The organism is Arcobacter arenosus, from assembly GCF_005771535.1.
In the GTDB taxonomy this organism is placed as follows: domain Bacteria; phylum Campylobacterota; class Campylobacteria; order Campylobacterales; family Arcobacteraceae; genus Halarcobacter; species Halarcobacter arenosus.
Genome location: NZ_VANU01000004.1, coordinates 180,421 through 198,763, shown reverse-complemented (window position 1 = coordinate 198,763; position 18,343 = coordinate 180,421). Strand labels below are relative to the sequence as shown.

The window sequence follows — 18,343 nt, the reverse complement described above, 5'->3', positions numbered from 1 at the left end:
TATGTTTTTTCAGAAGTTAGTAGAAAAACTTAAAAAAAATCCTATTGATTATGAAGAGTTTCTAGATTTATTATCAAAAAATAAAGAGAGATTTTTTGATAATCCCCAATTGGAGTTTGAACTTTTGTTATCAAATGGGATGCCTTTAGATATTATTGATGATAAGGTTATTTTACTAACAACTAAAACTTTAATAGAAAATCAAACTTTTTGTATTGTTGATATTGAAACAAATGGTGGAAATGTTAAAAAAGGGCATCAAATCATAGAAATTGGTGCAGTTAAATACAAAAATGGTGAAATAATAGATAAATATGAAACTTTAGTTTACGAAAAGTTTATCCCTGAATATATTCAAGAAGTTACAAAAATCACGCCTTTAATGCTTGAAAATGCTCCAACTATTAAAAAAGTATTAGAGGAATTCAAACTTTTTTTAAGTGATGATGTATTTGTTGCCCATGATATTAAATTTGATTATAATTTTATTTCTGCATCTTTACAAAAATATGACTTAGGAAAATTACAAAATAGAAAATTGTGTACCATCGATTTAGCAAGAAGAACAATAAAAGCAAATAGATATGGTTTGAAATATTTAAAAGAGGATTTAAATATTGATATAGATAATCATCATAGAGCTTATAGTGATGCATTAAGTACTACATATATTTTGGAAGAATCCTTTAAATATTTAGATGATAGTGTAAAGACTGTTGAAGATTTGATTGATTTTTCAAAAAATGCTAAACCTGTTATGCCAAGAATGGAAGTTAACAATGGTAAAAAAAGAGATGAAAAAAAAGAGGAGAATAAATAATGTTTTCTCAAGAAAAATATTTAAAAGCTTTAAAATATGCTGTTAAAGCTCACGGAGAGCAAAAAACTCCAAATGGTGAGCCATATATAACCCATTTATCTTCAGTTGCTATGGAAGTGATACATGCATGCCAAGAGGGCAAAGTTGAAGATAAAAAGGCTGATTTAGCAATTACAGTTGCTTTATTACATGATACTATTGAAGATACTGATGTAACTTATGATGATTTATACTCAAACTTTGGTGCAGAAGTTGCTGAGGGAGTTGATGCTTTAACAAAAGATAAAACGCTTCCAACAAAAAAAGAACAAATGGAAGATAGTATTAATAAACTATTAACTCAAGGTTATGAGATTCAAATGGTTAAATTAGCAGATAGAATTACAAATATGCAAAAACCACCAGAACATTGGGATGGAGAAAAAATATTTAATTATCATAAAGAGGCTAAATTTATTTTATCTTGTTTAAAAAATTCTAATTTACATCTTTCAAAAAGATTAGAAGAAAAGATTAATAACTATATCGTTTATATCAAATAATTAGCTCAAAAGAGCTAATTATTTATGCTATTGCTTCTTTAGCGTATTTTAATCCTAAATCAAAAGCTTTGTTGTTTAACTCATGAACTTTAGGAGGAACTTTAGAAAGCATTGTTTCTCTTAGTGTTTCATTATCTACAATATTTCCTGTCATCAAATTTGCAATTGATAAGGCAAGAACTGATTGAGTAATAACATTTCCAACTTCTTCTTTAGCAATTGTGATAATAGGAATCTCATAAATATTCCATTTTTTTCTATCTTCTTCAGTTGGAGTAACTAAATTTGGTTCAACAACTATAGTTCCACCTGGTTTAACACCATTTTTAAATTGGTCATATGAAACTTGTGCAACTGATAACATAAAATCAATTTCACCATCATTTGCATATGGGTATAAAATTGGGTCATCTTCTAATGTTATGTCAACTACTGTTGGGCCACCTCTAACTTGTGAGGTATAAGTTGCAGTTTTTAATCCATAACCACCCGATTTAATTTTTGCTGCTGCAAAAATTGCACCTGCAAGAAGAACTCCTTGTCCTCCAACTCCTGTAAATCTCATTAATGTTCTAGCCATGATTTACTCCTATAATTGAACCATTGTTTTGTTTTGATGCGCTTCTTGAACTTTTTTATATGAATCTGTATATTCAGCTTTAGAACTATCTTGTTTTAATATTCCTGTTGGAAATAGTCCCTCTTTTTGTTCATCTTCAAGTTTGTCAAATTTTGTTTTTGCCATAGTGATTGAATCAATCCATTCTAAATTTGCCATTGCAGAGTTCATTTTATTTTTTCTACCTAAGTTAACGTGGCAGTTTGAAAATACATCAAAAAATGAATAACCATTGTGTTCTAAACCTTTTATAAAAACCTTTTCAAGTTTTTTAGGGTCTAACATTGTTTCCCTTGCAACAAATGTTGCCCCTGCACCAATTGCTAAATCACAAGCATTAAATGTTGGATCTATATTTCCTCTTTTGGCAGTTACTGTCCACATCCCTTGAGGAGTTGTTGGACTTGTTTGAGAGTTTGTAAGACCATATATAAAATTATTAATCACAATGTGATTAATATCTATATTTCTTCTACAACCATGAATTGTGTGATTCCCACCAATTGCTAATCCATCACCATCACCTGTAACACAAATTACATGCTTATCTGGATTTGCTAATTTAATACCAGTAGCATAGGCAATTGTTCTACCATGAGTTGTATGTACAGTGTTACAATTTATATAAGATGAAAATCTTCCAGAACAACCAATTCCAGATACAACACAAACATCATCCATGTTCCATCCTAGTTTATCAATTGCTCTAATTAGTGCTTTTAATATAACACCATCACCACAACCCCAACACCATAATGTTGGCATTTTGTTTGTTCTTAAATATTCGTCATAATTAAAAGCCATCTTACATCCCTTTTATTTTTTCTATAATTTCAAGTGGAGCTATTGGCCTACCATTTGCTTTAAAAAGTTTATGGAAATCTTTTCTTCCACTTGCTCTTTCAATCTCTTGAATATATTGACCCATATTAAGTTCAGTAACTAATACCTTATCATACTTTTTACAAAGTTCTTCAATTTTTGCCTCAGGACTTGGCCAAAGAGTAATTGGTCTAAACATCCCAACCTTAATACCTTCTTCTCTAAGTCTATTAATAGCTTCTCTAACTGAAAGAGAAACTGAACCATAAGCTATAATCATAATATCTGCATCATCAAGTTTATACTCTTCATATGAGTCAATCTCATCTACATGAGCTTCAACTTTATTAAATAATCGCTCGATTAAATCTTCACATTTTTTTGCATCTTCTGTTGGGTGTCCATTTGCATCATGGTGTAAACCAGTAAAATGATATCTATACCCTTGAAACATAGGATTTAAAATTGCAGGTTCATCTTGTGGAACTTCATATGGTTTATATTCTTTTGGATCACCTTCAAAAACTCTTCTTGGTTTTATTCCTGCTTTTACTTCTTCTAAATCAGGAAGTACAGCTTTACCTGACATATGACCAATAGTTTCATCTAAAAGTACAAATACAGGTTGCATAAATCTATCTGCTAGATTGAAGGCTCTTACAGTTTCAGTATAACACTCTTCTAAGTTTCCAGCACAAAGTGTAATTGATTTATAGTCTCCATGTGTTGGTGCCTTTGCTTGAAGAACATCACCTTGTTGAACCCTTGTAGGAAGTCCTGTTGATGGTCCACCTCTCATTACATTTATAATTACTAATGGAACTTCTGCAATATATCCAAGACCAATATTCTCAGCCTTTAAAGAGATTCCTGGACCACTAGTTGCTGTTAATGATCTTTTCCCTGACATAGCAGCACCCAAAGCAGCACATACTCCTGCAATCTCATCTTCCATTTGGATTGCTGCACAACCTTGTTTTGGTAAAAGATCTGAAATTGTATGCATAACTTCAGATGATGGTGTGATTGGATATCCTGCAAAAAATTCGCATCCTGCATCAACTGCTGCAATTGCAGCTAAGTCATTACCTGTTGAAATTAATTCCCTTGCCATTTATGCCCCTTCACTTAAAACTCTATAGTTATTCTTTTTGATTGCTTCACCTCTTAATTTTGCATCTTCTGTTAGTTTTGCAAATTTAAACTCTTTTTTATCTGCAACATAAATTGCAAAATCAGGACATGATAATTCACAGTCCATACAACCAATACATGAGTCTTTTGCAATGATTGAAACCATTGCACCAAGTGTAGAAGTAGGCTCTTGCTTCATAGCTAATACACCTGCAGGACATACTGAAACACAAACATCACACGCTTTACATCTTGTTTCATCTACCCATACTGGAGTATTAAGTGGAGCTTCTTTAATTGCCATTGTTTTCCCCTTGTAAATTTTTGTTTGAAATTAACACTTTAATCTCAAATACAATTTAATTATACTAACTAAAACTAATAAATAAAGTTAATTTAATCTTATGAAAATAAATTATTCAAAAGATGTTTGTTTCATAATGAAACATGAACTTAAGTAAATTTATTTGAAAAATTAATTAGGAAGTTTACAAAATCAACGTGAAGTAATCGTGACTAATAGAAATTTTTATTAATATTAAATTGGATATAATCTTATAATTTTTTTGGAGGTAGGTTTTTGGTATTATATCAACCAAGTAATGGTTATTGCTATAATAGTGACACACATTTTTTATATAATTTTATAACACAAAATCTTGCTAAATTTAAAAACATAAATGGAGAGCTTTTAGATATTGGAAGCGGAAGTGGAATTTTAGGTTTATTAGTTGCAAGGGAGTATGAAAAATTAAATCTTAATCAATGTGAAATACAAAAAAGTTTTCAAGAGTTTTCATTAAAAAATTCACAATGTAATAAGATTGATACAACTATGTTTAAGGGTTCATTTTTAAAAATGGATTTTGAAAAACAGTTTGATATGTGTGTATCTAATCCACCTTTTTATCATGGAAATGTAATCAAAAGTGAAAATGAAAATATCAAAGTAGCTAGATATAATGATAAGTTTCCTTTAAAAGAGTTTGTTAGAAAAACTTCAAAGATATTAAAATCAAATGGAAAGTTTTTCTTTTGTTACGATGCAAAACAGTTAAATGAAATAATTGAAATCCTAAATGAAGTAAAGTTAAATATAGAATCATTACAATTTGTCCATCCAAAACAAGGCAAAGATGCTACTTTAGTTTTAGTGTATGCAAGAAAAAATTCTAAGTCATTACTTAAAGTTTTAAGTCCTTTGATTGTATTTGAAAATGATGACTTTACAGATGAAGTAAAAGAGATTTATAAAAAATCATCAACACATAGTATAAAAGTAGAGATATGAATATAATAAAAAAAGAAGGATTTGATTTTGGTTTTGACCCACAAGGTTGTGATACTTGTGAAGGTAATTGTTGTATAGGTGAAAGTGGAAATATTTGGATTAATAAACAAGAGATAGAAAACTTAAGTAATCATTTAGATATTTCATTAGAAGAATTAAGATTTAGGTTTTTAGAAAAAAGAGGGTATAAGTACAGTATAAAAGAGATAAAACTCTCAAGTGATAATTATGCATGTATTTTTTTCAATTTAGAGAAAAAACAATGTTCTATTTATGAAGCAAGGCCGATTCAATGTCGAACTTTCCCCTTTTGGGATTATTTTAAAAATCATAAAGAAGAGGTAATAAAAGAGTGTCCAGCTATAAAAGTATTTTAGTAGTATTATTTTTCTTTTTGTTTATTACTGGATGTGAAAAAGTTAATCCTCCACAGCCATATTCTGAAAACTTAATGAAAAAAAAGTTTAAATACAAAGCCTTTGAACATGAAGACAAATATATTATGTTTGCTTTAGAATTTGATAGACAAGGGCAAAAAGAAGAAGCAAGGGAGCTATATAAAAGGCTATATGAAAATACTTCAAATGATGAATATCTATTAGAATATATCAAAATCTCATTTGCTTTAAAAAGCTATGATGATATTTTATCAATAGTAGATTCAAATATTAAAAATATAGAAGATAAAAAGCTTGAAATAAAAAAGATTTATATTTTATCTTTAATGCAAATGGCTAATTTAGATAAAGCATTAGTTGAAACAAGAGAACTTTTAAAACTTGAAGAGATTGATAGAAATTATGAATTGTTAGGAAATATATATATTCAAAAAGAGCAATATACTGAAGCGACAAAGCTTTTTGAACAACTTTATAAAAAAGATTTAAACCCAAGATATCTTCTTTCTTTAGTAAATGTAATGTATATATATTTAGATGAAAAAAAAGAAGCAATAAATCTTTTAGAAGCTCATACCCAAATGCATGGATGTCAAGAAGAAGTTTGCTCTAGATTATTAACTTTTTATCAAGAAGAAAAAAATATTGACGGGATAATAAGAGTTCTAAAAAATACATATAACAAAGCAAAAAATCTAGAAAATAATCTATCTTTAGATAGGGTTTATAAGCTATTGATGTATTATTTAGAGAAAAAAGATATCAATGAAGCAATAAAATTTCTAGAAGAAAGTACTGCGGATAATGAAAAATTATTGAATCTATATAGAAGTTCTAATAATTATAAAAAAGCTTATGATTTAGCTAATAAATTATATAAAGAAAGCTCAAACATAGATTATTTAGCTCAAATTGCGATGATTGAGTTTGAGATGACAGAAAACAAAAAAGATGTTTTAGCTAGTGTTATTAAAAAATTTGAAGATGTATTGGTTGTTTTAGATAATCATGTATATCAAAACTATTTAGGATATATTCTAATAGATTTTGATATTGATGTTAAAAAAGGTTTATCTTTAGTAAAAAAAGCATTGGAAAAAGCACCTCATAATTTAGCATATATTGATTCTCTAGCTTGGGGTCAATATAAATTAAAAGATTGTAAAAAAGCCTATGAAAATATGAAAAAAGTTGTAGATAGTGCTGGATTAGATGACAAAGAAATAAAATTACATTGGGAAAAAATTAAGGAGTGTAGTAAGTGATTTTAGATGAAATTAATAAAAAAACGTTAGAGGATGTTGAAAAAAGAAAAAAGGATATGCCTTTAGATTTACTAGGTAGAAGTTTAAGTGCAAATCCATTTGCGCCAAGGGATGTAAAACCTTACTTAACTTCGACAAAAGAAGAACCAATTAGAATTATTGCTGAGGTAAAAAAAGCTAGTCCTAGTAAGGGTATAATAAAAGAGGATTTTGATCCATTGTTAATTGCACAAGAGTATTCAAATAATGGTGCTAATGCAATTTCAGTTTTAACTGAACCCCATTGGTTTAAAGGTGATTTAGAGTACCTTACGCAAATTAGAAGATATGTCCCAACTCCACTTTTAAGAAAAGATTTTATTTTAGATAAGTATCAAATTGTTGAAGCTTTAGTTTATGGTGCAGATTTTATTTTACTTATTGCGAAAAGTTTAAGCACTAAAGATTTAAAAGAGTTATATGAGTATGCACTACACTTAGGACTTGAAGTTTTAGTTGAAGTTCATGATAAAGAAGATTTAACTAAGGCAATGAAATGTGGAGCACATATTATTGGTATAAATCATAGAAATCTTGAAACAATGGAAATGGATATGACACTTTGTGAAAAACTAATCCCAATGATTCCAAATGGAAAAATTATAGTTGCTGAAAGTGGTGTAAGTAATACAGAAATTATAAAAAACTTAAGTTCAATTGGTGCAGACGCATTTTTAATTGGAGAACATTTTATGAGAGTTCCTTCAATTGAAGATGAACTAAAAAAATTTAAAAACTCTTTAGATAGTTAAGGTTTATAGATTAACTTTAAATTTTGATTATATTGTAAAACATCTTCGTTGTAAGTAGGAAATTTAATTGATGGATCATTTATTTCACTACTTGCACGAGCTCTTGCACTTAAATCTATTCTAAAAGCTTCTAAAAAACTTTTTATAGTACTAACATTGTTAGTTTTTGAATTTCTTTGAACATCATAATTTGGTGATATTGTTGAATCATATCTATTAAAATTTTTAGAAATTTTCATTAAATCTCCTTATTAAAAACTGATTCTAAAATCTCAGCTTCACTTAGCTCTTTTTTATTATTTTTCTCTTTTGGAGATTTTATTTCTAAAACTTGTTTTTTAAGGTTTAATAGATTGTATTTTGTTAAATTTTTTAAAAAGTTATCATTAATCATTTCAGGCTTTAATGATTTATCTCTTATCATTCTTTTTACAACTTTTTCTAGATTATCTCTAGTTTTATTATAGATTTTTTCCTCTTCAGTTAATGTAACATACTCTTTTTCTAAATAGTTTATAACTAAACTTCCTTCATATTTATAAGTTTTTATTGAGTGAAAGTTAAACTCTTTTGATTTTAAAGAAGATATATATAAACTTGTAAAGATTGAACCACCAACATCTACAATACCTTCTAATGATTTAATTGGATTATTTGAACAAATATAATCTTCTCCAACGATTGAAGGGGAGAATTGAAGTGAAGTTATGTTGTTTTTTAATACAACAAAGTTTTTAGAAACCTCTTTAGGGCCACCTTTTAAAGAAGTTAATTCATTTTTATGGGCTAAAAAATCACCATGAACTTTTTTTGGACTTCCTTCTAAAGATGTTAATACATTATCGCTAATATCAAAGTTTCCTTTTACTTCATGGAAATTTATTGGTAATTTTTGAAAATTTTCAAGTGCCCCTGATAATCTTACATCTCCAGTTACATCTACAGAATTATCATCTAGAATCTTAAAATCTTTAATACTATTTGAGTGTAGCCATTTAGTAATATCTTCTTTTGTTTCAAACACTACAACAGGTTTGTAAATGTGTTTAATAACTTCACTACCCTTATATTTCCAATATTTATTTTCTTCGTCAAAAACACTTGAGTCTATATTATTAAGATTTATATCAGTTATTACATCCCATCCAATATCATCTGCTATATCGTCTAAACTTCTTAGTTCATTTAAGTGACAAATATAATCTTGTCCAACACTCATTGGTCCATCTTTTAATGATGAGATATTGTTATTTGAACAATCAAAATAATCTTTTATTTGTTTTGGAGCTCCTTTTAAAGAGACTAATTTATTGTTTGAACACTTGAAATAACCTTGGATATGTCTAGGTGTCCCTTCAATGGATGTTAATAAGTTATTTGAACAATTGAAAAACCCATCAACTTCTTTTGGCGCATAAGATAGTGAAGTTAGTTGATTATTTGAGCAATCAAAATCTAAAACACTATGGGGTGCTCCAAATAGTGATCTAAGATTATTACTAGAACAATCAAAATCTTTTAAAACAATTTGTGGACAGCCTTCAAGGGAGATTAGATTATTTTCAGCTATATCAAAATATCCTGTAATTTTTTCAAATTTAACAGGAAGCACATCTTCATCTAGTTTATTTCTAAGATTAACATTACCATCAACTGTAATATTTAAATTGGAAAAAATTGTATAGTTTGTAATTTCGTGTTTATTTAGCCATTTTTCAATTTCTTTTATACTATTCAAATAAAACCTTTTTTTGAATTGTTATATTATATAGAAAATTTACTGTAAAAATCTAAATAATAAATATACTTATTTAAATAAACTAGAACCAACTCTAATCATATTTGAACCACATGAAATTGCAAGTTCAAAATCATTACTCATACCCATTGAACAATATTTAGCTCCATAAACCTTTAAAGAGTCAAAAATCTCTTTAGTGATTTTAAAAGAGTTTTTAATAGTTTCTCTATCTTCAACATGAGCACCAATACTCATTACACCTTTTAATCTAATATTTGGGCATGTTTCAAGTATTTTTTTATAAATTTCAATGGCATCTTCTGGCATAACACCAGCTTTTGATTCCTCTTTTGCTGAATTAATTTGTAAAAGGCAAGAAATTTTCTTATTTTTTGCCTCTAGTTTTTTATTTAATTCCTCTGCTAATTCTAAAGAATCAAGTGATTGGATTAATGTTGGGTTTAAATCAATTAAATTATTGATTTTATTTTTCTGTAATCTTCCAACAAAATGCCATTCTAAAGGTAAGTCTTCTAGTTCGGCACTTTTTTGTTTTAAATCTTGAACTTTATTTTCTCCAAAAGCTCTTTGTCCAGCTTCATATAAGAATTTAACATCTTGGGAACTTGAATATTTAGAAATACCAACAATTTTTACGATATGGTGTTCTGATACTCTTAGTCTTGCTGCTTCAACTTTTGAAATAACTTTATCAAGGTTTTCAACTGCTTTTTTATTATCCATTTATTATCCTAATAATCTATTTATATCGTTATAAATTCCAAGTAACATCAATGAAGCTAATATAACCCATCCTGCAATAGTTAAATACATAAATACTTGGTCACTTGGTTTTCTTTTTGCAATAATTTCATATAAATTAAACATTATATGTCCACCATCAAGGGCTGGAATTGGAAGTAGATTTAAAACTCCAAGATTTACAGAGATTAATGCTGTAATTGCAAGTAGGGCAATTATACTTGATTCACTTGCATCAGATATAACTTTTCCTATTGTAATAACTCCACCAACCTCAGAAGTAGGCACAATACCTTGTATTAGTTTTTGTACACCTTGAAAAATCATTTTTGATGATTCAATAGTTTTATCATATGCATAAGATATTGCAGAGATTGGATCATGGTATATTGTTACAAGTTTTGGTGCAGGAGATATACCAATCATTCTTTTTTTAATAGTTTCTCTAAAAATATTTTGTGCATCAGAGATATGAGGATTTATTGTTTTTGCAATAATCTGTCCATCCCTTTCAATAAAAAATTTAAGGGCACCTTGAGAAGAGATAATAGTTTTTCCTATTTGATCCCATGTTTTAATCTCAATATTATTGATTCTAACAATTATATCTCCCTCTTTAATTCCCGCTCTCATTGCAGGTGAGTTTTCTTGAACCTTCCCAATAGTTGGACTTAAAGAGTTTGCTCCACCTAAAGCTATTACAAAGTAAAGAATAGCTGCAAGTAAAAAGTTTGCAAAAGGACCTGCAAAAAGTATTACTATTCTTTGCCAAGGTGTTTTGTTGTTATATGAATCGTTTCCTTCTTCTTGTAAACCTGGTTTAGTGTCATCTTGACCTTTCATTTTTACATATCCACCAAGTGGTATTAATGCAAATTGCCAAGTTGTACCTTTCCATTCTTTTGAAAAAATTCTTTTTCCAAAACCAATAGAGAAAACATGAACTTTTACTCCAAAAAATCTTGCAGCTAAAAAATGTCCCAATTCATGAAAAAATACTAAAAAAGAAAGTACTAATAAAAATGTTATAGTTCCCACAATATACCTTTATATTTTGAAATAGTCTCTTGTATATTCATATCCAGAGTAGATTGTTAAAACCACAGCCAGCCATAGAAGTTCAGTAGCAAATGGCCAGTTCATAATTAAAAAACCAATTGCAATCATTTGTACTACAGTTTTTACTTTTCCTGCCATTGTTGAAGCTACACTCTTCCCCTCTGCAACTGCAACAACTCTAAGTCCTGTAATAAAAAATTCCCTTGAAAGTATTAAAAATACAGCCCAAGCACTTGCTCTATCAATTACCATAAGACCTAAAAAGCCTGCAAGCATTAACATTTTATCAGCAAGTGGGTCTAATATTCCACCTAATTTTGTCATTTGATTCCAAGCTCTTGCTATATATCCATCAAAAAAATCAGTAACAGAAGCTATTACAAAAATAAGTCCAGCAAAATAATCAAGCCAAGAGGAATGAAAGTTTGCAAAAATAGTAGAATCTCTATCAACTAAAAACCATAGCATTAGCGGGGCTAATGCTATTCTAAAAAGTGCTAGGGTATTTGGAAGGTTTAATGATTTAGTCATTATTTAAATGTTGTCCCGCCATCAACAATTAAAGTATGTCCAGTAATCCATGAAGCATCAGATGTACATAAGAAGTAACATGACTGCGCTAAATCTTCTGGTTGACCAATTCTATTTAATGGAGAATATTCAGCAGTTTTTTGTTTAACTTCTTCATAGTTTGTAAATGCTTTTAATGCATCAGTATCAATAGGTCCACCTGAAACTGCATTTACTCTAATTCCCATAGAACCTAATTCAGTAGCAGCGTATCTTACCATAGCTTCAACAGCAGCTTTATTTGTCCCATGTCCTGAATAGTTTTCAATATAAACTAAGTTACCAGTAGATGAAAGTGATACAATTGAACCACCACCAACTTTTTCCATTCTTTTTGCAGCTTGTTGTGCACCACAAACAAAAGCATTAACTGTTGCAGTATAGATATTGTTTAATCCTCTAGGTTTTAATTTCATAAATTTACCATATCCACCAACAACAGCTCTTCCATAAATCATAGCATTTGAAATAAAGAAATCTATTCTATCAAAATCTTTGTCGATTTCTAAAAATAAATCTTTTGCAGTTTCTGGCTCTAAGATATTGTATGGATAACATTTACATTTTACACCAAATTTCTCTTCAACATCTTTACAAATATCTTCTGCAATTTGTGCATTTGAGTTATAAGTAAACGCTACATTTACTCCATTTGAAGCAAATTTATAAACACACTCTTTACCAATACCTTTTGTTCCACCAGTTACTACTAGTGTCTTCCCCTTCATTTCGTTACTCATTATTTTATTACCTCATAATTTTTTAAAGTTTCTTCAAGTTTTTTCATAGTTTCTGCACTTGGAGCAGTTAATGGTAATCTAAACTCTAAAGTGTCTAGTAAACCTGCAATATACATTGCTGCTTTAATTGGAATAGGATTACTTTCACAGAATAATACAGAGTTTAATGGATATAAATCATTATTGATTTTTCTAGCAACATCATAATTACCTTCAAACACATTATTTACTAATTGTGATTTTAAGTTAGGTAAAATATTTGCAGTTACAGAAATAATACCTTTTGCACCATTAGCAAGCATTGGAAAATCAATTGCATCGTCCCCTGATACAACTACAAAATCTTCTCTTTGAGAAAGTAAAGATATAGATCTTTCTAAACTTCCTGTTGCTTCTTTAATTGCATAGATATTTTTTACATCATCAAATAATCTAATTGCAGTTTCTGCTTCTAAATCAACCCCAGTTCTTCCTGGTACATTATAAAGCATAAATGGAATCTCAACAGATTGTGCAATAGCTTTATAGTGTTGGTATAAACCTTCTTGTGTTGGCTTGTTATAATATGGTGTTACTGATAAAAGACCATCAGCCCCTACATCTTGTGCATGTTTTGCAATATCACAAGCTTCATGTGTTGCGTTTGAACCAGCTCCTGCAATTACTTTTACATTTGTTCCCTTACAAGTTTGAACAGCAACATCAATACATTGTTTATGTTCTGTGTGAGATAAAGTTGCACTCTCTCCAGTAGTCCCAACTGGAACAACTGCATGGATACCTTGGTCTATTTGTCTTTTAATTAATGATTCATATTTTTCTAAATCTACTTTGCCATCTTTAAATGGCGTTATTAGTGCAGTCATTGCACCGGTAATAATATTCATATACTATCTTCTCCCTTTCAAACTTTTACTTATTAAATTTATTATTTATTGTTTTTTAAAATTAATGTTGTTGAATTTTCTTTTGTTAAATATTTCTTTGCAACTTTAACAATATCACCTTTTTTTAACTCTTCAATATTCTTTTCATAATCAAATAAAGGTTTTGTATTTCCCCTAACAAAATAACTTCCATATAAAGATGCTACAGAACTTGAACTTTCTAATGAGAAAATAAAATCAGCTTTTGTATTAATCTTGATTTTGTTAATCTCTTTTTTATCAATCTTTCCATCTTTAATATTTTTTATAATTTTGTTAATCTCTTTTTTTACATCCTTTGCTTTCACCCCTTCATTACATACAGCCATAAACATAAAAAGTCCTGGGTCTGTAAGCTCAAGATTATAAGCATACACTGAATTTACCATTCTTTTTTCATCAACAAGAATTTTTTGTAAGTATGAACTCTTTCCTGAACTTAGTAATTCACTTAATGCAGATAATGCAACTTGATCTTCATGCTCATAATTTGGAATATGAAAAGCCATTGCTAACATTTCAACTTGAGAATCTTTATAGATTGTAATCTCTTTTTCCCCATCTTGTTTTGGCTCAATTGTATGGATTTTTTCAGGAAGTTCTTTTTCATTTTTAATATCTTTAAAATACTTTTCAGTAGAAGAAAAAACATCCTCTTTTGTGATATCACCAGCAACTACTACGACAGCATTTTTCGGTTGATAATAAGTTGAATGGAAATCTTTTATATCTTCAATTGTCCAATTTCTAATATCATTCATAAATCCAATAGGAGTCCAATGATATGGATGGTATAAATATGCATTATTAAATAATCTATATTGTAAATATCCCATTGGGTTGTTATCTGTTCTCCATCTTCTTTCTTCCGTTACAACATCTCGTTCAGGTTGAAACTCTTCATCTTTTAAAGTAAGGTTTTGCATCAATTCAGCAAATAACTCTAAAGATTTGTCCATATTTTTTGAACTAGATTTGATGTAGTATTTTGTGTAATCAAAAGATGTTGAAGCATTATTAACTCCACCAAAACCTTTTACAATTTCATCAAATTCTCCAGCATTTAAATTTTTTGTTGATTTAAAATTTAAATGCTCAAGCATATGGGCAATACCCGATTTACCCATAATCTCATTTCTACTACCAACATTATAAAAAATATTTGTAGAAACAACATTTGAACCGTTGTCCATTGGAATGGCAACAATTTGTAAACCATTATTTAATGTTTTAGTATAAAATTTAGGTAAATTTTGACCCATCGATTCTCCTACGAAAAATAAAAAGAACATAATTAAAAGTAAATTTTTTTTCATGAATGTTCCTTATTTAAAATTTATTTTAAATCTGAACCTATAACTTCAGAGATATTTTTAAAACCATCTCTTTCCATAAGTTCTAAAAGACCCTCATTGATATTTTTAACCATTGAAGGACCTTCAAATATCATTCCAGTATAAACTTGAACTAAAGATGCTCCAGCTTTTAATCTTTTGTATGTCTCTTCAGCAGTAGATATACCACCCACTGAAACTAAAACAGTTTTACCAAAAAGTTCTTTAGCAATCTCTTTAAAAAATTCAGCTGATTTTTGTGTTAAGCATGCACCACTTAATCCACCAAAATCTTGTGCATTTGGAACTAAAGAATAATCAATTGTTGTGTTTGTTGCAATAATTCCAGCTGCACCTGAATTTATAGCTGTATTACAAAGATTTATAGCCGCTTCAATCTCCATATCAGGAGCAATTTTCAAGAAAATTGGTTTTGAAGTTAACTCTTTAGCCATAGTAAAAAGTTCAGTGATAAACTTTTCATTTTGTAAATCTCTTAAATTAGGTGTATTTGGACTTGATATATTTATTACCAAATAATCGCTTGTATCTTCAAACTTTCTAATTAAAGTTTTATAATCTTGTAAAGCAAACTCTTCTGGTGTTGTTTTATTTTTACCAATATTTGCACCAACTGGAATTGAAAAAGGATAAACTTTTTTTAGATTGCTTAATACCTTTGCAGAACCCTCATTATTAAAACCCATAGCATTTTGTACAGACTTTATTTCAGGATATCTAAATAATCTTGGTTTAGCATTTCCAGGTTGTGCTTTTGGAGTCATTGTTCCAATTTCTGTACATCCAAACCCTAAAGCAGGCATCGCTTTAATCATAGTAGCATTTTTATCATAACCAGCAGCAAGTCCTACAGGGTTTGGAAAATTTATTCCCAAAATATCTTGAGTTAGTCTATGATCCATTACAAAGTTTCTTTTAACCATGTAATTATTAATTATTCTACAATTTGGTAGGATTCTTAATCCTAGCTCAGCAATACCGTGTGCAGTTTCTGGATTAAATAAAAAAAGTACTTTTTTTAAGTTTTGGTAGTTAAACACACTTATCCTTTTTTAAAAATTTCAACATTTTATCTAAATAATTGTAAAGAAGCGGTTATTCTCTTCTTAAGACATTATCATATAGGAAGTTTGTAAGCTTATTTGCTTTAAATTCTGCTCTAAATTTTTTGGGATCAATTCTTTTTGACCATTCAATTAAATTAGCATCTGGATTTTTTTCTTCGTAGTCACTAAATAAGTCATAGTAACATTTTAAAATTCCAGCACCTGAACTTTTCATATATCCATAGGGAAAAAATCTTAGTTGATCTGTATCTTTCATTTTTCTTTTTTCAATGAAATATTGATATAGTGTACAAAAATGACTAGTTCTATCTGCTCCAGCTTTACAGTGGATTAATGCAGGTTTATCCATTTCTTCTTCTAAAACTCTTTTATATTCTATTAATTGATCAGTATTTGGTACACTTCTTGAACTAATTCGTACATTTACAAGTTTTAAACCAAGCTCTTTACAACGTTCCTCTTCAAATAAAAAATAAGCACTATCTCTATTTTCATTTTTTAAATTTACAATTGTTTTGATACCAAGTTTATCTCTTAATTTTTTTAGTTGCCCCATTGTTGGTTGGGCACCTCTGTAAACTCCAGGTGCTATTTCATATAAATTATCTCTAAAATAGTTTATAAAATTGTGATCTTTATAAAATAATGCATGCATCCATGCTTCACGTCTTTCTTTAGGATTATTGATATTCCATTTGTTTTTTTGCGACATCAAAATCCTTAGTTAGATAAAGTTTTTAATCTTTTGTATTCATCACAATTTAATAAAAGGTTCTCTTCGGTATCTTGTGCAATGATTTCACCCTCTTTAAACACAGCTATTTTATCAGCAGTTTTTATTGTTGAAAGTCTATGTGCAATGATAAATATGATTTTATCTTTTGAAATCTCATCAATAATATCTGAGATAACTGATTCACTTTTATTATCTAATGCTGATGTTGCTTCATCTAAAATAAGTATTTTTGGGTTTTTATATAAAGCCCTTGCAATTGCTATTCTTTGTCTTTGACCACCACTTAAATTTGTACCAAATTCATCTAGGTCAGTGTTTATCCCTTCAGGTAGTTTAGATACAAAATCATACGCATGGGCTTGTTTTAAGCTTTCTATAACTCTTTGTTCATCAACTTCTTTTCCATATGCTACATTTTTTGCAATAGAATCACTAAAAATATATACCCGTTGGGTAACAATTGCAATATTCTCTTTTAGTTGTTTAATATCTAAATCTTTGATGTTTAATGAGTCTATATTAATCTCTCCACTGCTTACATCATAAAATCTTGCAATTAGGTTTACTAGGGAACTTTTTCCACCACCACTATCTCCAACTAAGGCAACTTTTTGTCCAAGTTTAGCTTCAAGATTTATGTTTTTTAATGCAACTTTTTCATCATATCTTAAAGTAACATTTTTAAACTCTATTTTTTGAATATTTTCAGGGAAATTGTTTTGTCCTGAAATAATAGTTGCTCTTAAATCAAGTAATTGATTTATTCTTTCATTTGCTGCAATTGCATCTTGCATAAAATTGAAAATTGAAGATAATCTTTTAATTGGTGGATAAAGTAAAAATAGGGCTGTTAAAAATGAGAAAAAGGCACCAACCGTTAACTCTCCATCAATTACTTGTTTCCCTCCAATTACAATTACAAGGGAAAAAGCAATTGCTCCAACTGTTTCCATAAGTGGATTTACTAACTCATTTGTTTTTACAGTTTTTAGGTTGATTTTAAAAAAGTTCATATTAAAATCAGAGAATTTTTTTAGTTCAAACTTTTCAGATGTATTAGCTTTGATAATTTCAATATTGTTAAATATTTCACTTAGGTGTGTAGTAATATCTGAAATTGATTCTTGCGATCTAAACGAAAGTTTTTTCATTTTTCTAGCTAAGATAGATAATGGCCACATTGAAAGAGGCATCACAATAAGTCCATAAAATGCTAGTTCTGGACTTTGATAAATTACAACTACGACCAAACCAATTACAGTTAAAAATTCCCTAATAAATTCACCTATTTTTTGAGAAACTGCTGATTGAATTCTATTTATATCGTTTGTAATTCTAGAGATTAATTCACCATTGTTTTTCTTATAAAAAAAGTCAACATCTAATTTTAGAATATGACCTAATAATTTATCTCTAACAAGTCTTACAATATCTTGACCAATAAAAGCCATGTTAATTGCTTGGATATAAGTTCCTGCAGCTTTTCCAAAATATAATAAAACAATTGCAATTGGAAGTATTTTTAACATCTCTAAATCTTTATTTACAAAGATATCATCTAGTAAAGGTTTAACTGCGTAAGCTGTTCCTGATGTTCCAACTGCAGCAAGAGCCATACCAATAAAGGCATAAATAAATCTATTTATATAGTTTTTATAATAGGGTACATATTGTTTAAAAAAATCTCTCATATTAGTCCTAGTTT

The 18,343-nt window shown here is 28.8% G+C and carries 21 protein-coding genes; 6 read left to right on the top strand and 15 right to left on the bottom strand.

Translation table 11 applies throughout. From position 1 onward, the window contains the following. The first annotated feature begins 1 nt into the window (after position 1). Together FDK22_RS10175 and FDK22_RS10170 are read left to right on the top strand one after the other, a co-directional pair. Positions 2–820: a 3'-5' exonuclease gene (locus FDK22_RS10175; RefSeq protein ID WP_138152855.1), complete on the top strand. Its 819-nt coding sequence runs from the start codon at positions 2–4 to the stop codon at positions 818–820. Further along, entirely contained in the window at positions 820–1,362 is a 543-nt protein-coding gene (locus tag FDK22_RS10170; RefSeq protein WP_138152854.1) for an HD domain-containing protein, read from the top strand. Before FDK22_RS10175 ends, FDK22_RS10170 begins: the two co-directional genes overlap by 1 nt. A gap of 22 nt (positions 1,363–1,384) precedes the next feature. On the opposite strand, the gene FDK22_RS10165 is transcribed toward FDK22_RS10170, so the two are convergent. Genes FDK22_RS10165 through FDK22_RS10150 form a run of 4 tightly spaced genes read right to left on the bottom strand, consistent with a single transcriptional unit; the run spans position 1,385 to position 4,241 of the window. Beyond that, a complete protein-coding gene (locus FDK22_RS10165) occupies positions 1,385–1,942 on the bottom strand; it encodes a 2-oxoacid:acceptor oxidoreductase family protein (protein WP_138152853.1) in 558 nt (185 codons plus the stop codon). Positions 1,943–1,951: 9 nt separating this feature from the next. Continuing rightward, positions 1,952–2,785 (bottom strand): 2-oxoglutarate ferredoxin oxidoreductase subunit beta, encoded by an 834-nt coding sequence (locus FDK22_RS10160; protein ID WP_138152852.1) that lies wholly within the window; start codon positions 2,783–2,785, stop codon positions 1,952–1,954. Between the two features lies 1 nt (position 2,786). Continuing rightward, positions 2,787–3,917 carry a 2-oxoglutarate synthase subunit alpha gene (locus FDK22_RS10155; protein ID WP_138152851.1) on the bottom strand — a complete coding sequence of 377 codons (1,131 nt, stop codon included), beginning with the start codon at positions 3,915–3,917 and terminating at the stop codon, positions 2,787–2,789. Continuing rightward, complete coding sequence (locus FDK22_RS10150; protein ID WP_138152850.1) at positions 3,918–4,241, bottom strand: 4Fe-4S binding protein; 324 nt, start codon at positions 4,239–4,241, stop codon at positions 3,918–3,920. A 276-nt stretch (positions 4,242–4,517) separates the two neighbouring features. On the opposite strand from FDK22_RS10150, the gene FDK22_RS10145 reads away from it, so the two are divergent. Genes FDK22_RS10145 through trpC form a run of 4 tightly spaced genes read left to right on the top strand, consistent with a single transcriptional unit; the run spans position 4,518 to position 7,682 of the window. Then, positions 4,518–5,228, top strand: coding sequence for a tRNA1(Val) (adenine(37)-N6)-methyltransferase (locus FDK22_RS10145; RefSeq protein ID WP_138152849.1), 711 nt, complete (start codon positions 4,518–4,520; stop codon positions 5,226–5,228). After that, entirely contained in the window at positions 5,225–5,605 is a 381-nt protein-coding gene (locus FDK22_RS10140) for a YkgJ family cysteine cluster protein (RefSeq protein WP_138152848.1), read from the top strand. Before FDK22_RS10145 ends, FDK22_RS10140 begins: the two co-directional genes overlap by 4 nt. 17 nt (positions 5,606–5,622) lie before the next feature. Next, positions 5,623–6,891: a tetratricopeptide repeat protein gene (locus FDK22_RS10135; protein WP_138152847.1), complete on the top strand. Its 1,269-nt coding sequence runs from the start codon at positions 5,623–5,625 to the stop codon at positions 6,889–6,891. After that, positions 6,888–7,682, top strand: coding sequence for an indole-3-glycerol phosphate synthase TrpC (gene trpC / locus FDK22_RS10130; protein ID WP_138152846.1), 795 nt, complete (start codon positions 6,888–6,890; stop codon positions 7,680–7,682). The genes FDK22_RS10135 and trpC overlap by 4 nt, the downstream gene beginning before the upstream one ends. Here trpC and FDK22_RS10125 read toward each other — a convergent pair. From FDK22_RS10125 to FDK22_RS10075, 11 genes are all read right to left on the bottom strand, one after another. Beyond that, positions 7,679–7,921 carry a hypothetical protein gene (locus tag FDK22_RS10125; RefSeq protein WP_138152845.1) on the bottom strand — a complete coding sequence of 81 codons (243 nt, stop codon included), beginning with the start codon at positions 7,919–7,921 and terminating at the stop codon, positions 7,679–7,681. The two genes, trpC and FDK22_RS10125, sit on opposite strands and share 4 nt — an antisense overlap. Continuing rightward, a complete protein-coding gene (locus FDK22_RS10120; RefSeq protein ID WP_138152844.1) occupies positions 7,921–9,420 on the bottom strand; it encodes a hypothetical protein in 1,500 nt (499 codons plus the stop codon). Before FDK22_RS10120 ends, FDK22_RS10125 begins: the two co-directional genes overlap by 1 nt. Before the next feature lie 69 nt (positions 9,421–9,489). Beyond that, positions 9,490–10,167, bottom strand: coding sequence for a YggS family pyridoxal phosphate-dependent enzyme (locus tag FDK22_RS10115; RefSeq protein ID WP_138152843.1), 678 nt, complete (start codon positions 10,165–10,167; stop codon positions 9,490–9,492). A gap of 3 nt (positions 10,168–10,170) precedes the next feature. Next, a complete protein-coding gene (gene rseP, locus FDK22_RS10110) occupies positions 10,171–11,223 on the bottom strand; it encodes an RIP metalloprotease RseP (protein ID WP_138152842.1) in 1,053 nt (350 codons plus the stop codon). A 9-nt stretch (positions 11,224–11,232) separates the two neighbouring features. Continuing rightward, the gene (pgsA, locus tag FDK22_RS10105) at positions 11,233–11,775 is read right to left on the bottom strand and encodes a CDP-diacylglycerol--glycerol-3-phosphate 3-phosphatidyltransferase (RefSeq protein WP_138152841.1); all 543 of its coding nucleotides are present in this window, start codon (positions 11,773–11,775) and stop codon (positions 11,233–11,235) included. Beyond that, a complete protein-coding gene (locus FDK22_RS10100) occupies positions 11,775–12,554 on the bottom strand; it encodes an enoyl-ACP reductase (RefSeq protein WP_138152840.1) in 780 nt (259 codons plus the stop codon). Before FDK22_RS10100 ends, pgsA begins: the two co-directional genes overlap by 1 nt. Continuing rightward, complete coding sequence (gene dapA / locus FDK22_RS10095; RefSeq protein WP_138152839.1) at positions 12,554–13,441, bottom strand: 4-hydroxy-tetrahydrodipicolinate synthase; 888 nt, start codon at positions 13,439–13,441, stop codon at positions 12,554–12,556. Before dapA ends, FDK22_RS10100 begins: the two co-directional genes overlap by 1 nt. A 41-nt stretch (positions 13,442–13,482) precedes the next feature. Then, on the bottom strand, positions 13,483–14,796 hold the full coding sequence (locus tag FDK22_RS10090) for a M16 family metallopeptidase (RefSeq protein WP_338078798.1): 1,314 nt from the start codon (positions 14,794–14,796) through the stop codon (positions 13,483–13,485). A gap of 20 nt (positions 14,797–14,816) precedes the next feature. Beyond that, positions 14,817–15,875, bottom strand: a complete 1,059-nt coding sequence (locus FDK22_RS10085) for a quinone-dependent dihydroorotate dehydrogenase (protein ID WP_138152838.1) — start codon at positions 15,873–15,875, stop codon at positions 14,817–14,819. A 55-nt stretch (positions 15,876–15,930) separates the two neighbouring features. Next, positions 15,931–16,614, bottom strand: a complete 684-nt coding sequence (locus tag FDK22_RS10080) for a fused DSP-PTPase phosphatase/NAD kinase-like protein (RefSeq protein WP_138152837.1) — start codon at positions 16,612–16,614, stop codon at positions 15,931–15,933. An 8-nt stretch (positions 16,615–16,622) separates the two neighbouring features. Then, positions 16,623–18,329, bottom strand: coding sequence for an ABC transporter ATP-binding protein (locus FDK22_RS10075; protein WP_138152835.1), 1,707 nt, complete (start codon positions 18,327–18,329; stop codon positions 16,623–16,625). Between the last annotated feature and the right edge of the window lie 14 nt (positions 18,330–18,343).

What these genes read in the sequence shown, in the direction of transcription:
- FDK22_RS10140 (WP_138152848.1), top strand. Translation starts at nt 5,225, where the DNA reads ATGAATATAATAAAAAAAGAAGGATTTGATTTTGGTTTTGACCCACAA.
- FDK22_RS10165 (WP_138152853.1), bottom strand. Translation starts at nt 1,942, where the DNA reads ATGGCTAGAACATTAATGAGATTTACAGGAGTTGGAGGACAAGGAGTT.
- pgsA (WP_138152841.1), bottom strand. Translation starts at nt 11,775, where the DNA reads ATGACTAAATCATTAAACCTTCCAAATACCCTAGCACTTTTTAGAATA.
- dapA (WP_138152839.1), bottom strand. Translation starts at nt 13,441, where the DNA reads ATGAATATTATTACCGGTGCAATGACTGCACTAATAACGCCATTTAAA.
- FDK22_RS10115 (WP_138152843.1), bottom strand. Translation starts at nt 10,167, where the DNA reads ATGGATAATAAAAAAGCAGTTGAAAACCTTGATAAAGTTATTTCAAAA.
- FDK22_RS10125 (WP_138152845.1), bottom strand. Translation starts at nt 7,921, where the DNA reads ATGAAAATTTCTAAAAATTTTAATAGATATGATTCAACAATATCACCA.
- FDK22_RS10100 (WP_138152840.1), bottom strand. Translation starts at nt 12,554, where the DNA reads ATGAGTAACGAAATGAAGGGGAAGACACTAGTAGTAACTGGTGGAACA.
- FDK22_RS10075 (WP_138152835.1), bottom strand. Translation starts at nt 18,329, where the DNA reads ATGAGAGATTTTTTTAAACAATATGTACCCTATTATAAAAACTATATA.
- FDK22_RS10160 (WP_138152852.1), bottom strand. Translation starts at nt 2,785, where the DNA reads ATGGCTTTTAATTATGACGAATATTTAAGAACAAACAAAATGCCAACA.
- FDK22_RS10150 (WP_138152850.1), bottom strand. Translation starts at nt 4,241, where the DNA reads ATGGCAATTAAAGAAGCTCCACTTAATACTCCAGTATGGGTAGATGAA.
- FDK22_RS10175 (WP_138152855.1), top strand. Translation starts at nt 2, where the DNA reads ATGTTTTTTCAGAAGTTAGTAGAAAAACTTAAAAAAAATCCTATTGAT.
- FDK22_RS10080 (WP_138152837.1), bottom strand. Translation starts at nt 16,614, where the DNA reads ATGTCGCAAAAAAACAAATGGAATATCAATAATCCTAAAGAAAGACGT.
- FDK22_RS10170 (WP_138152854.1), top strand. Translation starts at nt 820, where the DNA reads ATGTTTTCTCAAGAAAAATATTTAAAAGCTTTAAAATATGCTGTTAAA.
- FDK22_RS10090 (WP_338078798.1), bottom strand. Translation starts at nt 14,796, where the DNA reads ATGAAAAAAAATTTACTTTTAATTATGTTCTTTTTATTTTTCGTAGGA.
- FDK22_RS10155 (WP_138152851.1), bottom strand. Translation starts at nt 3,917, where the DNA reads ATGGCAAGGGAATTAATTTCAACAGGTAATGACTTAGCTGCAATTGCA.